Below are 14,761 nucleotides of genomic sequence, written 5' to 3' on the forward strand. Positions count from 1 at the left end.
AATATCCCCTCAAAAATCGTAGGCCAGCTTGGTGTACCAAGCGCCGCCACCGGGGTGGAAGGGCGCATCGCCGTACATGGCTTGGCTGCCGTTAGCATTGCGCACGCCGTTTTTATCCGGGCGTACATCAAAAATATTGGTGCCGCCGACACTCACCGTCAGGCTGTCCATAAAGGTGTAGGAAACGTCTAAATCGGTGATCCATTTGTCGCCAAACTTGCGATCTTGAGCGGCGTTCTGCTGCCAAGTCTCCACTGAGCCATAGCGGGTATGCATCAAATTGACGATGTAATTACCCACCGTCCAATTCGCCCCCAGCATCAACTTGGTGTGGGGCGAAGCGGCTACTAAAGTACCCTCAGCGGCATGGCCAATCAGGGTAATCCCAGAACCTAAGTTGCTTAAGGCTGGCGCTTTACGGCTACGAATGGTGGTGTTATTCCAGTTAAAGCCCAGCGTCCAACGCACTTCTCCAAATCCAAACTCGGTGAAATCAGTAGTGTGATCAGCCACCAGATCCACGCCTCGGGTGCGGGTATCGAAGGCGTTGGTGTAGAAGCTGGCCCAAGTGGTACGCGCCAGACCGTTGGCGGCCAGAATATCGCCCAAAGCGCCATTGCCCCCAGAGCGGTCGTACAGGTTTTCCGACAGGGCAATGCGGTCGTCCACGTCAATGACGTAGGCATCCAGAGTGACGTTAGTGCGCGGCGTAGGTTGCCAAGTCAAACCCAAGCCCAGATTTTTGGTGCGCTCGGACTTGAGTTCTCCACCACCCAGCGCAGTGGCCAGAGCACTATCCGGTTTCACCGTTTTGCGCAGAGCCGGAACCACATTACCGTTGGCATCCACCGCCGTCCGGTTATCGGTCACACTGTAGCCAATCTGGGTCAGAGAGGGCGCGCGATAGCCCGTACCAAAGTTACCCCGTACCGCTAAGGTGTTGGTCAGTTCATAGCGCGAGTTAAGGTTAAAGCTGAAGTTCTTCTTCTGATCCATGTCGTCGAAGTGCTCCAGCCGTCCGCCCAAGCCCACCGACCAACGCTTGGTAGGCCGCAAGTTGACACTGGCATACAGCGCCGTGGTATTGCGCTGCTGATCGGCTTCATCCTCGGGGCGGATGGTGACAGCGGCCTGCGCACCCACCGCCGGCTGTCCGGTATAAGCCGTGTATAAAGGGTTGAGGGAACCATTGGCCAAATATTGCGGATAAGTATAAGGCCCCACAGTGTAGGCCTTGGGGTCGCCATCAAAGGTGCGAAAGCGCTCCCAGCGGTTTTCGATGCCTGCCTCAATGTCTACCGGGAAATTTAACAGCGGGAATTTTTCCACCGTCCCTTTAACATCGAAGTTGGTCGAGTTTTGCTCAAACTGAAAAGTCGCTAAATCATCAAAAGAAGTGGGAGACTCAGGCCCATAGGTGGGGTTAATAGTCAGGTCGCTGGAGTGCTGATTACGGTTGCGGCCATAGGTATTACTAAAATCCCAGTCCCAGTTGGATACACTCCCTTTAACCCCAAGCAAGAATTGGTAGTCCTCATCCTGAATATTATTCAGTGGGAAATAACCATCAGGAAATAACTCTGGGATAGAGGCATTGCCATTGGGAAGACGTTTGTTATTCAGTGCTTCGGTACGGCGCTCTCCATAACTGCCGTAGGAATAAAAGCGGGTGTAATCTGTAAGAGCAAACTCGGTGTTATAAGACCAATTATAGGCCTTGATTTTGGGATCACCGTTTTTGATCGCTCGATGATCCCAAGTTGCTTGGCGGGCATCATCAAAATAGGCCCGATAGTTGGGATCAGCCTTATCCAACCAATAGGCCATGCCGCGTTTACGGGCATCCAGCGAAACTTGTAGAAAGCCATCCTCACCAATGGCAAACCCGGTATTGCCTTCGAATTTACTGGTTTCACCCATGCCCGAATACAACTGGCCGTAGCTGGTTCCCACATGGGTGCCTGAGGGCGAGGAGCGCAAAATAATGTTAATCACCCCGGCGATGCCGTCCGCGCCGTATTTGACCCCGGCCCCATCGCGCAAGACTTCGATACGCTCCACAGCGGCAATAGGGATCATGTCGATGTCCACCGGGTTATGACCGCTGTTATCGGTAGAGCCACTGGCCGGAACCGAGCTGTTATGGCGGCGCTTACCGTTGACTAACACCACGGTATAGGCCGGGTTCATGCTGCGGTTATTCAGGGGCCGGACGTTGGATTGATAACCGGCCATGTTGGTACCGAAGTTAAAGGACGGCAGCAGCTTGGAAATGGCTTCTGAAAGTTCGGCGCGTCCGGTTTTCAGCAGTTGTTCGGCACTGATGATGTCTACCGGCGTGGGGCTGTCCACCACCGTGCGCAATTGGGTACGGCGCGTATCTTCCGCCGCCGCTGCCGAACGTTTCGAGCTGACGGTTACGGTTTCTAACTGAGTGTCCTTACTGCTGTCCTCAGCTAAAGCGCAGGCCGAGGCCAGCATAAATCCTGACAGGGGTAATAAACTCCAGGTTTTAAATTTAAAGGGTATTAAATAGCTACTCGGTACACTTTTCCTATAACGCTCAACACTTAACATAGCAACCCCAGAGACAGGTAATCCCCGTCGATTCAATGAGATCAATTTAATAAATTGGATGAATAATTTAATTATCGAGATAAATCTAAAGCGCTAGTTATTCGGATTAATAACCCGTGGTACTTAAATTAGTTGGCTGAGTTAATCCCGAACATTCCGGCCCTTGCTCACTAAATATATTTTTATCCGCTAATAACTGGGTATTAATCGCATGGGGAAATATTCCTTTAGCTACGAATAAATCATCAACATCCTGTAAGGTCTGCACATCCTGATCGGTGACGGGACGTACAATCTCATCCCCCCAAGAACGCAAGCGCTTGGAAACATTCAGCGGCACGGAGTTAGCTGTTGCAAAAATCTGGGCATATTCTTCTGGGTGTTTTTGTGCCCAATCAAAGGCTTGGCTAAGGCGAACCAATACATCACTCAACGCGCAGCGTTTTGAAGGGTCAGCCAGAGCCGAATCGGCAGCGGTAATAAAGCCTAAACCACTGTTAATGCCTTCCCCATGAATCAGCACCCGAGCACCGGCCTCTTCAGCAAAGGCTTGGTAAATACCAAAAGTGGCCCAAGCCTCAATTTGTCCGGCATTAAAGGCGGCTAAGGCATCCGTAGGTAATACAAACCCAACATTGACTTTTTGCTCATCCACACCTGCCTGCGCTAAAGCGCGAATTAGCAAGTATTGAGCAATACTGCCCCGAGCTGAAGACACCACCACATTACGGCCTTCTAAGTCTTTAAGACTGTGAATGGGGGAGTTTTCCGGCACCAAAATGGCAATGCTGCGCCCAGTACCACTACGGGAGGCGATGATTTTCAGCGGTGTGGCTCCGGTAGCTGCTGCTAATACCGGAGTATCTCCCGCAGGTGCTAAATCTACCGCTCCTGCGCGTAAGGCTTCGAATAAAGGCGCTGCGCCTTGGAAATTAGCCCATTCAATACGATAAGGCGTGTCTTTTAAGGTGCCTGCGGCCTCTGCAACCGTAAAAAGAATCTTAGATTGATCTCCTAGGCGCAGGGTTAACTGAGACCAATCCCTCTGCTGAGTATTTGTTTTAGCAGGAGTATCCGTATCAGAACATCCGGCTAATGCCGTACATAAGGCAAGGGTTAAATACCGATATCGCCACCTCATATAATAAGCCTTACTTAAGCGCATCATTAAAAATTCCCATTTAAACGCAAAAAAATCCTTAGCCTCTAACTCATAAGTTATGAGGCTATGCTGCATATATATTGATGAACGAGTGCCTTATTTAAATAAACTTACTGAGATCATAGTTATCCGTAAGTTTTAAATACTATTTAACCATTAGCGACTCGACGTAACTCTGCGTGCTCTATTGCCGCTTCCTGTAGGGCATGGCTTGCGGAGGTTTCAGGAGCGACTGCCGTCACCTGAACGCCCAATAAACTCAATAGATGCTTACGCAGCGCCTGAAAACCGGCTTGGCTGCTGTCCCTAGGTCGAGCTAGGGGAACGGAAGCGGCTTCGGCGATGCGGCCTTCTTTCAGTACAATGATGCGATCCGCCAGCAAAATGGCCTCGTCTACATCGTGAGTAACTAGTAACACCGCCGGGGTGTGGGCTTGCCAAAGGTCGATAATCAGCCGGTGCATGCGGATACGGGTTAGGGCATCCAAGGCGGCAAAGGGCTCATCCAGCAATAAGAGTTTAGGTTCGCGCACCAAACCCCGTGCCAGAGCTACCCGCTGAGCTTCGCCCCCAGACAGAGTAGCGGGATAAGCATTTAAACGATGACTCAAACCCACTTCGGTCAGAGCTTGAATGGCCAACTCCTTGGCATTGGGTGCGCGCACGCCTAAGGCCACATTGCGCCAGGCTTTTTTCCACGGCATTAAGCGCGGCTCTTGGAATACAGCGGCGCGCACTTCGGGTACGGCTAAATGGCCGCCGTCCAGCCGATCCAATCCAGCTAAGGCACGCAGTAGGGTAGTTTTCCCCGAGCCGCTGGCCCCAAGCAGGGCCACAAACTCGCCGGGGGCAATGTCTAAATCCAAACCATCAATGACGCGATTAGGGCCAAATTGGCGTACCACTTGCCGCAGGCGCACCGCCGGTTCGGCAGGGGAAGAAAGCCGCTGTGTCATGGTTTAATTCCTGATAAATGAAGGCCGCCATGCCAGAGCAAAGCGCTCCAACACCCGGATGATTCCATCAATGAGCAGCCCCAAAAGGCTGTAGATCAACAGGCAGATGACGATCACATCGGTACGCATAAAGTCGCGGGCATCGCTGGCTAAATAGCCCAGTCCGGCCGAGGTGTTGATTTGCTCCACAAACACCAGCGCCAACCAGGAAATCCCCAGCGAGTAACGCAGGCCCACAAAGAACGAGGGCAATGCACCGGGCAAAATAACGTGCCAAATCAGCTCGCGTCGGGTTAAACCCAGCGTCTGTGCCGCCTCAATCAGCTTAGGATCAATGTTGCGAATCCCAGCAAACAGGTTCAGGTACACCGGAAAGGTGGTGCCCATCACAATCAGGGCTACCTTGGTAAATTCACCGATACCAAACCAGAGAATAAACAGCGGAACCAATGCCAAAGAAGGAATGGTGCGCAACATCTGCATGGGAGAATCCAGCAGAATTTCACCCCGCCGCGACAACCCAGCCACCAGTGCTGCCGCCGTGCCAATACTGACACCGATGAACAGCCCCAAACCGGCTCGCTGTAGGGAGGTCAACAGATGCCGCCCCAGCTCACCGCTGGCGATCAGCGTCCACAGGGTTTCGGCGATGGCACTGGGCGCGGCGATGATGCGCGCTGGAATCAAACCCGCGCGTGAAGCCAGCTCCCAGAGGCACAAAATCACCAAGGGGCTGATCAGGCGTAGGACGAAATCCGGGGTCTTCCATGGGCTCCGTCGCCATGCCCAAAGAGGGCTAAGGCTTAAGGGTTTAACATTCTGTTCAGCCACGGGTGATTGCTCCTGGGTAATCCTAAATACTTAACGGCGGTAGCCATCGCCTTGGCGTTCCAGCAGACGAATCAAAGCATCCCAATGGCGCTGGGTGATGGGCTGCTCAGCCTCTTCAGGGCGCTCAGTCTGGCGGCGTACCTTGTCGATGGCATCCTGAGGTGCAAACAGCAAATCGGTATTGCCCCCTGATTGCGCCGCGATCTGGATATTGCAGGCGTATTCCAATACATGCAGGCGGCGGAAGGCTTGCTCTACAGTACTGCCTCCAGCCAACAGACCGTGATTGCGCAGAATCAGCAGGCTTTTATCCCCCACATTGGCAATCAGACGATCCTGTTCTTCTACATCCAGCACAATGCCTTCGTAGGTGTGATAGGCCACACGACCGTAAGAGGCCAAAGCGTGTTGGGACAGCGGCAACAAACCCTCTTTTTGCGCGGAAACGGCGGCCCCGTCACGGGTATGGGTGTGCAAAATAGCGCGCAAATCCGGACGCACCCGATGCAGGGCGCTGTGAATCACATAACCGGCTTGGTTAATGCCCAGCTCCAAGGGGTCTTCAATCACGGTGCCATCGATGTCAATTTTCACCAGATTGGAGGCGCTGACTTCATCAAACAGCAGGCCGAAGGGGTTAATCAGGAAATGTTCTTCCTTACCCGGAACCCGCACCGAAAAGTGGGTGTAAATATGATCCGTCCAGCGAAACAGGGCGGCCAATCGATAGGCTGCGGCCAATTTAACCCGCACCTCCCATTCATCAGCAGGGATGTGAGCGGGGCGAGCGCTGGCGGCTTGTTCATTAATGTGGCGGTTTAAGGCGGTCACGGTGGTAGTCCTCTGTTGGGGTTAATCCAAAAAGTCTGGTTCTTGGCGCAGTACGCGATCCCAAAACGGCAAGAAGCTGGCCCAGTTGGCGTACTCACTGCCGGTTAAAGCCGCCGTGCGTTCGGCGACTTCCGGGCGAATCAATTGCGGAGTTCCGGCGGCTTCGGCCAGAAGCTGGGCTTGGGCGGCGTTTTCAAAAGCGATGTAGCGCCAAGCCGCGCCCTCAACGGTTTGAGCTACAGTCAAATGACCGTGGTTTTTCAGAATCACTGCTTTACGGTGGCCAATGGCTTCGGCAATACGGCGGCCCTCGCTGTTTTCCAACACCACTCCGGTGAAGTCATCAAACAGGGCGTGATCCTGATAGAAGGCGGTGGAGTCTTGAGTGAGCGGGTCAAGCAAGCGGCCCAGAGTTGACCAGCTTTTGCCGTATAAGGAATGGGAGTGGGCGGCAGCGTTTACTTCTGGGCGGGCTTTGTGCAATTCCGAGTGAATGGCAAAAGCGGCTTGGTTCAGGAAGCCTTCCCCTTCCACAATCTCGCCCGCGTGGTTGACCAACAACAAATCCGACACCCGAATATGCCCAAAGTACACACCGTGGGGGTTGACCCAAAAATGATCCTTAAACTCAGGGTCGCGCACGGTGATGTGACCCGCGCTGCCCATATCAAAGCCCAGCCACGCAAACACCCGAAAGGCAGCAGCCAAGCGCTGTTTACGGTACAGGCGCTCCTCGGCCAATGTGGCTTGCTGGGGCGGCTGTTGCCAACGCTGTCGCACCGTACCTTCGCGGGCCAAGCTATAAGCGCTGGGTTTTAAGGGTGTTTTGTAGGAGACGGGACGTAAAACACTTACGGAAGAGGTCATGGCAAGATTCCTTAATTCAGTAACCACGCTGGCGGTCGACGGGATACAGCAAAGGTTGTCCAGTTTTAAAACGCTGGAGGTTGTCTAAAAAGCGCTCAGCGATACGACGCTGACCCAGCGTGGAAATCCCCGAGGTATGGGGCGAAATCCGTACCCTAGGATGCAGGTAGAGGGGATGCCCATCCGGTAGCGGCTCAGGATCAGTAACGTCCAAGGTGGCCAGCCCCAAGCGTTCGCTGTCCAAGGCTTCCAACAGCGCGGAGTGATCCAGCAGCGGCCCACGGGCGATGTTGATCAGATGCTGCCCCGGCTTGGCGTGGGCCAACAAGGCGCGCCCCACTAAGCCTCGGGTTTCTTCGGTGAGGGGCGCGGCAATCACCAGATGATCGGCGCGGGCGAACAGTTCCTCTAAACTGGCAGCGGTTTCCACCCCAGCTAGCTCAATAAGTTGCTTGGAGCGGCGGCTGGCAATCACCTGCATGCCTAGGTGCTGCGCCTGCTCGGCCAAATGCTGTCCAATGCTGCCAAACCCCAAAATACCCAGCGTGCTACCGCGCACGGGCGTCTGAGGTATAAAACTCCAGCGCGAATCCTTAACCCACAGCTCAGGGATACGCTTGGTGGCGGAAAAAATCGCCGCCAGTACATACTCGACGATGGCCTCAGTGGCCGTACCCTGAGCACTGGCTACCGGGCGCTGAAACAGCCATTTTGGATAGGCATCAATGCCCGCCGAAGAAAGCTGTGTCCACTGCACCTGAAAGGGCCAGCCCGCTGGCGGCTGTGGCTGGCTGAGTCCGCGAATTTCGATGGGCCGCACCAAGAGCGCTGCTGTTTGTTCCGGTAATTTCGGCAACAAACCCAGTGTAATGCCGATGACCTCGTCCTGCGGCAACTGGCTCTGCAAAAACCGATTCGTGGCCTCGTCCAACTGGCTGGCAATCAACAGGCCGCTCATACAGCAGGACTCGCGGCAAAGGCCTGTTTGCCCACGGAGGAAAACACCACATCGTCCTGAGGTGTATGTACCCGCGCGCAAAGCACATCGCGGTAGTGGCGCTCCAGTGGAAATTGACGCGATAGACCGGGATTACCCGCCGCCTCCACCGCTAAGGACACCGCTTCAATAGCATTTTGGGTGACTAGCTGTTTGATTTGCCCCGCATGCTGAGCGGGCACCTGTCCCGCCGCCGCGTTATCCAATAGCTGACGATTGGCAAACAGCAGCGTATCAATACGACCTACGGCCTCCTGAAAGCGTGGCAAGCTGGACAGCGGTGCGCCCAAATTGGACGGTGTACGCACTTGCAACCAGTTCACCAACCAATCCCGTGCCGCAATAGCAATCCCATCGTACAGAGACGACAACAGCACCGACATCCACAGCGCGCCCTGCGGATCAAACTCCGGGGTAGGGGCACTCCAAGGGCTGACGCTCACCGCATGATCCAGCGGCACGCGAACCCCTGAAAACTCGACCTTATGGCTGCATGTAGCGCGCATGCCCAAATGATCCCAGTCCTCGACGATACGAATACCGGGGGTGTCCTTGTGTACCAACCAAGCACCGACCAGAGGATCAACATCATCACTGCGCGCCCAAACCAGATACCAAGTCACGCCAAAGCTGCCGGTGGAATAGATTTTGCTGCCGTCAATAATCCAGCCTTCGGGGGTACGGCGGGCAATAGTGGCCGGAAGTCCGCCGCGTACTGGTGTTCCTAATTCGGGCTCCACGCGGAAAGCATTAATCAGCGCCCCCTCAAGTACGGCTTCGCGGCTCACTCGTAAGCGCAAATGCTCCGGCCAGCGCGTGTTGAACTGCAAACGGTGCAAATGCAGGTATTGCATGACCAAGATCAGTGCTGTCGAAGGCTCACCCTGTGCCACGGCAGAAATCACCTGACGGGCTTCAGTCAAATTGGCTTCTGCACCCCCTAATTCTTTGGCTACCGTTAGGCCCAACAGGCCCCGCTGCTGCAACAGGCGGAAATTTTCCCAAGGGAAGTCACTGCTGCGATCCAAATCAGCAGCTCCTGAAGCCAAAATAGGGGTCAATTCAGCCAGTGTGGCCGCCAGATCGCTAATACCGCGATGTAGGGGGCTGATGTTGCTGGCGGTCAGCGCGCCGCCTGTCTGCACAGAAAAACTCATGGGCTACCTTTGCTTTGAAAAAGCGGTTACGGAAGCCTGGGCGGACAGCAAGGTGGAAGTAGGCTGAACACCCAGATAGCCTCCACCTAGAGGGGTCGGTCTTTTAAGAACCGTATTCTTATGTTTTAGCTCTGTAAAATTCTTTTTGGTTATTAACTAATTATTAACCAATCACATTTTTAGTCATTCAAAAAATGCAAAAAAATTATTTTAAGCCGCGCAGGCTCCAGCATGGCTCTGTACAGCGCACGGCTCACCGCCTTTTTTTATAAAAATAAAAAATAATATAAACTTATTTCTATAAGTTTTTTGCATATACATTCGCCCTGTGTCTAACATCCGTACATCCCCTGCCGCGCAGTGCAGGGAGCCTAGTAAATTAGAAGCGAATGGATAGGAGACAACATGAGTCTGGAATTTATCGGCTTTATCGGCCCACAAGAAAGCAGCGAATCACTCTCCCCTCGTGGCCCCATTGTGGACGTGAACTTCATTAACGCCTTTGCCCAAGCCCAGGAATACGGCGGTTTCGATAAGGTGCTGCTGGCAGTTAACACAGCGGCACCGGATTCGCTGGTATTGGCCAGTTATGTAGCGGCGCAAACCCAAAAGCTGGGACTGCTGGTAGCGCACCGTCCCGGGTTCCAAGCGCCAACCTTTGCCGCGCGCCAATTGGCCACCCTTGACCAACTGACCCAAGGCCGTGCGGCAGTCAACATTATTACCGGCGGCGACAGCGGCGACCTGCAACGCGACGGCGAAACAGTGCTGAATAAGGATGAGCGCTACAAGCGCACCGATGAATATCTGGAGATCTTCAAAAAGACTTGGACCAGCGAGCAGCCCTTCGACCATCAAGGCGACTTCTATCGCATTGAAGACAACCTGACCCAGGTTAAACCAGTGCAAAAACCCTATTTGCCCATCTTCTTCTCCGGTGCTTCCGATGCAGCGGTAGAGGTCGCGGCCAAACACGCAGATGTGTATATGATGTGGGGCGAGCCAGTGGAAGAAATTCGCGCGCGCATCGCTCAGGTACGCAAAGCGGCGGCTAAGTACGGTCGGGAAAAACACATTCGCTTCAGCCTGTCCCTACGTCCAATTCTGGGAGCCACCGAAGCCGTCGCTTGGGATCGAGCCAACCAAATTTTGGAAGATGCCAAACTGCGCGTAGGTGAACAGGGCGGCTGGCGGCGCTTTAAAGAAGGCGCTAAAACCAACATCGGCTCCGAGCGGCTGGTGGAGTTCTCGCGCCAAAAACGCGTTCACGACCAACGCCTGTGGACAGAAATCGCCGCCCTAACCAGTGCCAGCGGTAACTCCACTTCATTGGTGGGCACGCCGGATCAGGTTGCCGAAGCCGCTTTGGAATACTACAAAGTGGGCGTAACCACCTTCCTGTTCCGCGGCTTTGATCCGCTACGCGATGCGGTGGAGTACGGTCAAGAATTGCTGCCACGCATTCGGGCCTTGGTAGAGCAACAATCCGTCAAGCCCGCCTTAGCCAGCTAAGAAGCTGGCCACCCTATGCGGGCTATCTCAGCATGGCCCGCTTGCCTAATCAGCTACAACCCTTGCTCAAGGTAGGTCGGTGTAATCAGCACCGGGTAGTGTTCCAAATCCAGCAAACGTGCTAAATCGTCCCCGGTTACAGGCAGTAACAGCAGCCCGTCAACCAACACACTCAATTCGTTCACCGAGTCCGGTGAGGCCGCATTCACCACAAGGCCCGTGGCTTTTAGGCGCTGGAGCAGGCTTTTATTTGCTCTGAGCCAATTGCGCGACAAACTGTCGTTACCTATAAGAAAAACCGGATTTAAACCCGGCATATCAATCGCACGATCCTCAATAAAACCGGGGGATAAACGCATAGAAATCACAGGAAATACGTCCGCTATAGCCGGTGATTCTTGCTGGAATAGGCTCCAGGTTGCATTAAGCTCAGGGCTATCTGATCCCTTGTGTGAAGGTTGAGCGGCCACAGCCCAACTGGCACATAGGCTAACCAGAATACTAAAGATCATCCGAGGTATCGGGGTCACAGGCTGTCTTCTTTCATTCTGTCTGATGCGTTGAGTATCGCACGATCTGAGGCAGCTAAATAGGTTGTTTATTTGGGTTTCACCCCATGTAAATACCTCGATTTTGAGCGCTTTAGTGTTAAGAAGATAAGTGGGCCTTAAACACCTGAGTCAATATATGGTGTGGAAATTTATGGATGCGTTAAGGTAGGTGGTGCTTGAGGAACTAAGACTGGCGTTGGTCTTGAAGACCTAAGCACATATAAAGAAGGATCAGTATGAAGCTGTTTCAATGCCAACATTGTGGTCAGACACTGTATTTTGAAAATGTACGCTGCCTGCGTTGCAATCACACATTGGGCTATCTCTCCCCTTTAAACCGAATGGCTGCCGTTGAACCTGATGGCTCTGTATGGCGGATTTTACCGAACAATGGAGCAGCTCCTGACACACAGCGCTGGCGATTTTGTCGTAACTGGGAAGTCAGTGCCTGTAACTGGATGATACCTGTGGATGAACATTCGGGCGAGGACGCAGAATTCTGTCCCGCTTGCGCACACAACCGCACTATTCCAGATTTATCAAATCCCGAAAACCTAGCGCGCTGGCAGAAAATTGAGGTGGCGAAGCGGCGGTTGCTCTACACAATTTTGCGGCTTAATTTACCCTGTCCCTTACCGGGTAGTGATCATCCTGAGCCGCTGGTGTTTGACTTTCTTGCTGATGACCCTAAGGGGGGTGCAAAGGTCATAACAGGCCATGCTGATGGACTCATTACCATTGCCTTGAACGAAGCAGATGATGTCCAACGTGAGAAAATGCGCCAAGATCTGAACGAGGTATACCGTACCTTGCTGGGCCATTTTCGCCATGAAGTAGGGCACTATTATTGGGACATCTTAGTGCGGGATGGCGGTGACTGTGAATCTTTCCGTATTTTATTTGGGGATGAGCGAGCAGATTACCGTGCTGCGCTAGATCGCCATTATGAGAAAGGCCCTCCTGTAGGTTGGAAAGACTCTTATGTATCCTCCTACGCGACTATGCATCCTTGGGAGGATTGGGCAGAAACTTGGGCTCATTACCTGCATATCGTCGATACCTTGGAAACTGCTGCGGCACTGGGCATGCAGATTGAGCCAGAAATAGACGAGCATCATGAGCTAACGGCGGATGTTAATTTTAACCCTTATCAAGGTTTAAACGCAGATAGACTAATTTCAGCTTGGGTTCCACTAACAGTTGCACTCAATACGCTGAACCGATCAATGGGACAATCTGATCTCTATCCTTTTGGGCTACCTGAACGGGTGAGACAGAAACTGTCTTACATACATAACCTTATTAAAAAACACAGCCTTAATAAATGATTTTGTATGCATTGGTGCTTTGTTAATTGTCACTATTAAGTTGACAGTATTTCAGAAATATCCGGCTATTTAAGCTCGTTTAATGACGCTAAAGTGGGACCATCTGTTAACCACTCTGCATCAAACATCACAGGTAGCCTTTCATGAACACATTGAGCACAGTATCCGCCGCCTTATTCCTCGCTACTGGCCTTGCTGTTTCTGCCAGCCCCGTTTTTGCCGCTCCCGAAACTTATACTCTGGATAGCACCCATACCTTCCCGCGCTTTTCATACAGCCACTTTGGACTTTCTACTCAACTCAGTCGCTTTAACAAAACCACAGGCACCATCGTTATTGATAAAGCAGCTAAGACGGCCAAGGTAGATATCCTCATCGACACCACCTCGGTAGACACGGGCTTTGCCACCTTTGACGAACATATCCAAGGCCCAGATTTCCTAGATACCGCGAAATACCCCACCGCTACCTTTAAATCCAACAAGGTACGCTTTGAGGGCGATAAGCCCGTGGCTTTAGAGGGTGATCTGACCATTAAAGGCATTACCAAGCCCGTAACCCTGAGCATCACCAGCTTCACCAACATGCCGCACCCTATGCTGAAAAAAGACGCTATCGGTGCTAATGCTCAGGTAGTGATCAAGCGTAGCGAATTTAACGCTGGAAAATATGCGCCCAATGTCGGGGATGAAGTGACCATAGATATCGCGGTCGAAGCTGTTAAAAACTAAGGCTTTCCCTGCCGCGGGGATTTTTACTCAGCGGCAGTTATTCCCTCTTAACTAAGAACGACTCCTATGGACACATCCTCAGCTCGTTATACTCGTACGGCTCAATGGCTACATTGGGGCATGGCCGCCCTTTGGATATTGAGCTGGGTACTGGGAATTTTAGCTACTCACTGGCGTGAAGCCTTAAATCCCACGCATGGCTTAACTATTTTGCACAAAGCCTTGGCCAGTAGCCTGCTGATTCTGATTGTGGTGCGGATAGCCTGGCGTTTGACTCATCCAGTGCCTGCTTTACCGAGCCATATGAGCCCGCTGATGCAACGTGCTGCACATATGGGGCATCTGCTGTTGTACGTAGTAGCACTGATTGCTTTGCCTGTATCCGGTTGGTACTGGAGTTCAGTCGCTGATAAACCCATCCTGCTTTTAGGTTTGGTTCAACTTCCCCCATTAGTTGCTCCAGACCCTGATCTTTATGGGTTAGCTAAGATAATCCATCAGTGGACGGCTTGGTTTTGTGGAGCTTTGATCGGCGGCCATATCTTAGTGGCGCTCAAGCATCATTGGGTAGATAAGGATAGCGTATTACGCAGTATGCTTCCTAAACCCTCTTCTGATTAAGGTATGTTTTAAAGGCTTTGGTGGTACCTACACAGCAGTTAGGTACCACCTAAATCAATCGACACCCTTATCCATCTCTTGAGTATGCTCCAGTTTTAGCCAGAGCTTGAATAAAGGTTCTGCACAGAGCATCACCACAACCAACCGCATATCTACATAACCGTCACCATTCCCACCCCTAGATGTAAAGCTTCAGCGGTTAGGTACATTTCTGCGCTGCTTCCGGGCATCATGCCGAGCGCTAGAGTAAATACGGGAAACTCGAATAGAGCACCGACTCCCCAAGCACAGACAAAGGTGCTACCAATCATAGCCAAGATAAACAGAGCTACCTTGACTAAAAAGATTGGGGCCGACTGAAAAACTTTCGATCAAAGAAGCCACCCAGAGTACAACCAATCATTAATTGGCCGTAGTTGCTTAATTCAATGGGCAATGCTGTATGCAGATCGAAACACGCCGTGACAAGAGCACAGAGAGCCATAGGCCCAAATATCCAAGGGTTAGGCAGTTTTAAGCGTTTCCAGATAAGGGCAATGAGGACACCTCCGACCAACATAGGCGCTAACCAATACCAATCTGTAGGAAGGCGGGTATGATTAAGAGTCGGCGTAGCCATATGGGCTCATAAACAAAGACT

General features: G+C 52.4%; 12 protein-coding genes and 2 pseudogenes. 4 read left to right on the top strand and 10 right to left on the bottom strand.

Annotation, left to right across the window (positions count from 1 at the left end):
- Positions 1-9: 9 nt before the first annotated feature.
- From LX59_RS07100 to LX59_RS07135, 8 genes and pseudogenes are all read right to left on the bottom strand, one after another.
- Positions 10-2,481 carry a TonB-dependent receptor plug domain-containing protein gene (locus LX59_RS07100; RefSeq protein ID WP_246118701.1) on the bottom strand — a complete coding sequence of 824 codons (2,472 nt, stop codon included), beginning with the start codon at positions 2,479-2,481 and terminating at the stop codon, positions 10-12.
- A 202-nt stretch (positions 2,482-2,683) separates the two neighbouring features.
- A complete protein-coding gene (locus LX59_RS07105) occupies positions 2,684-3,718 on the bottom strand; it encodes an ABC transporter substrate-binding protein (protein WP_144571155.1) in 1,035 nt (344 codons plus the stop codon).
- Positions 3,719-3,888: 170 nt separating this feature from the next.
- The gene (locus LX59_RS07110; protein ID WP_144571156.1) at positions 3,889-4,695 is read right to left on the bottom strand and encodes an ABC transporter ATP-binding protein; all 807 of its coding nucleotides are present in this window, start codon (positions 4,693-4,695) and stop codon (positions 3,889-3,891) included.
- Between the two features lie 3 nt (positions 4,696-4,698).
- Positions 4,699-5,457: pseudogene (locus LX59_RS07115) on the bottom strand (ABC transporter permease); the annotation flags it as partial.
- A 99-nt stretch (positions 5,458-5,556) separates the two neighbouring features.
- The gene (locus LX59_RS07120) at positions 5,557-6,357 is read right to left on the bottom strand and encodes a class II aldolase/adducin family protein (RefSeq protein WP_144571158.1); all 801 of its coding nucleotides are present in this window, start codon (positions 6,355-6,357) and stop codon (positions 5,557-5,559) included.
- 21 nt (positions 6,358-6,378) lie between these two features.
- Complete coding sequence (locus LX59_RS07125) at positions 6,379-7,224, bottom strand: class II aldolase/adducin family protein (protein ID WP_144571159.1); 846 nt, start codon at positions 7,222-7,224, stop codon at positions 6,379-6,381.
- 16 nt (positions 7,225-7,240) lie between these two features.
- Positions 7,241-8,182, bottom strand: a complete 942-nt coding sequence (locus LX59_RS07130) for a D-isomer specific 2-hydroxyacid dehydrogenase family protein (protein ID WP_144571160.1) — start codon at positions 8,180-8,182, stop codon at positions 7,241-7,243.
- Complete coding sequence (locus LX59_RS07135; protein WP_144571161.1) at positions 8,179-9,378, bottom strand: acyl-CoA dehydrogenase family protein; 1,200 nt, start codon at positions 9,376-9,378, stop codon at positions 8,179-8,181. The genes LX59_RS07130 and LX59_RS07135 overlap by 4 nt, the downstream gene beginning before the upstream one ends.
- A gap of 405 nt (positions 9,379-9,783) precedes the next feature.
- Here LX59_RS07135 and LX59_RS07140 point away from each other — a divergent pair, with 405 nt between their 5' ends.
- Positions 9,784-10,890 (top strand): LLM class flavin-dependent oxidoreductase, encoded by a 1,107-nt coding sequence (locus LX59_RS07140; RefSeq protein ID WP_144571162.1) that lies wholly within the window; start codon positions 9,784-9,786, stop codon positions 10,888-10,890.
- A gap of 53 nt (positions 10,891-10,943) precedes the next feature.
- Here LX59_RS07140 and LX59_RS07145 read toward each other — a convergent pair whose 3' ends face one another.
- A complete protein-coding gene (locus LX59_RS07145; protein ID WP_246118702.1) occupies positions 10,944-11,420 on the bottom strand; it encodes an integrating conjugative element protein in 477 nt (158 codons plus the stop codon).
- A 257-nt stretch (positions 11,421-11,677) separates the two neighbouring features.
- Between LX59_RS07145 and LX59_RS07150 the strand changes: the two genes are divergently transcribed.
- From LX59_RS07150 to LX59_RS07160, 3 genes are all read left to right on the top strand, one after another.
- A complete protein-coding gene (locus LX59_RS07150) occupies positions 11,678-12,769 on the top strand; it encodes a zinc-binding metallopeptidase family protein (protein WP_144571163.1) in 1,092 nt (363 codons plus the stop codon).
- Between the two features lie 143 nt (positions 12,770-12,912).
- The gene (locus tag LX59_RS07155) at positions 12,913-13,500 is read left to right on the top strand and encodes a YceI family protein (protein ID WP_144571164.1); all 588 of its coding nucleotides are present in this window, start codon (positions 12,913-12,915) and stop codon (positions 13,498-13,500) included.
- 66 nt (positions 13,501-13,566) lie between these two features.
- Positions 13,567-14,121: a cytochrome b gene (locus tag LX59_RS07160; RefSeq protein ID WP_144571165.1), complete on the top strand. Its 555-nt coding sequence runs from the start codon at positions 13,567-13,569 to the stop codon at positions 14,119-14,121.
- A gap of 152 nt (positions 14,122-14,273) precedes the next feature.
- Here LX59_RS07160 and LX59_RS16140 read toward each other — a convergent pair.
- Positions 14,274-14,740 (bottom strand): annotated as a pseudogene (locus LX59_RS16140) (AbrB family transcriptional regulator).
- Positions 14,741-14,761: the final 21 nt, after the last annotated feature.

The organism is Azomonas agilis (assembly GCF_007830255.1).
Classification (GTDB): Bacteria; Pseudomonadota; Gammaproteobacteria; order Pseudomonadales; family Pseudomonadaceae; genus Azomonas; species Azomonas agilis.

What these genes read in the sequence shown, in the direction of transcription:
- LX59_RS07100 (WP_246118701.1), bottom strand. Translation starts at nt 2,481, where the DNA reads ATGCTGGCCTCGGCCTGCGCTTTAGCTGAGGACAGCAGTAAGGACACT.
- LX59_RS07105 (WP_144571155.1), bottom strand. Translation starts at nt 3,718, where the DNA reads ATGAGGTGGCGATATCGGTATTTAACCCTTGCCTTATGTACGGCATTA.
- LX59_RS07110 (WP_144571156.1), bottom strand. Translation starts at nt 4,695, where the DNA reads ATGACACAGCGGCTTTCTTCCCCTGCCGAACCGGCGGTGCGCCTGCGG.
- LX59_RS07125 (WP_144571159.1), bottom strand. Translation starts at nt 7,224, where the DNA reads ATGACCTCTTCCGTAAGTGTTTTACGTCCCGTCTCCTACAAAACACCC.
- LX59_RS07130 (WP_144571160.1), bottom strand. Translation starts at nt 8,182, where the DNA reads ATGAGCGGCCTGTTGATTGCCAGCCAGTTGGACGAGGCCACGAATCGG.
- LX59_RS07135 (WP_144571161.1), bottom strand. Translation starts at nt 9,378, where the DNA reads ATGAGTTTTTCTGTGCAGACAGGCGGCGCGCTGACCGCCAGCAACATC.
- LX59_RS07140 (WP_144571162.1), top strand. Translation starts at nt 9,784, where the DNA reads ATGAGTCTGGAATTTATCGGCTTTATCGGCCCACAAGAAAGCAGCGAA.
- LX59_RS07150 (WP_144571163.1), top strand. Translation starts at nt 11,678, where the DNA reads ATGAAGCTGTTTCAATGCCAACATTGTGGTCAGACACTGTATTTTGAA.
- LX59_RS07155 (WP_144571164.1), top strand. Translation starts at nt 12,913, where the DNA reads ATGAACACATTGAGCACAGTATCCGCCGCCTTATTCCTCGCTACTGGC.
- LX59_RS07160 (WP_144571165.1), top strand. Translation starts at nt 13,567, where the DNA reads ATGGACACATCCTCAGCTCGTTATACTCGTACGGCTCAATGGCTACAT.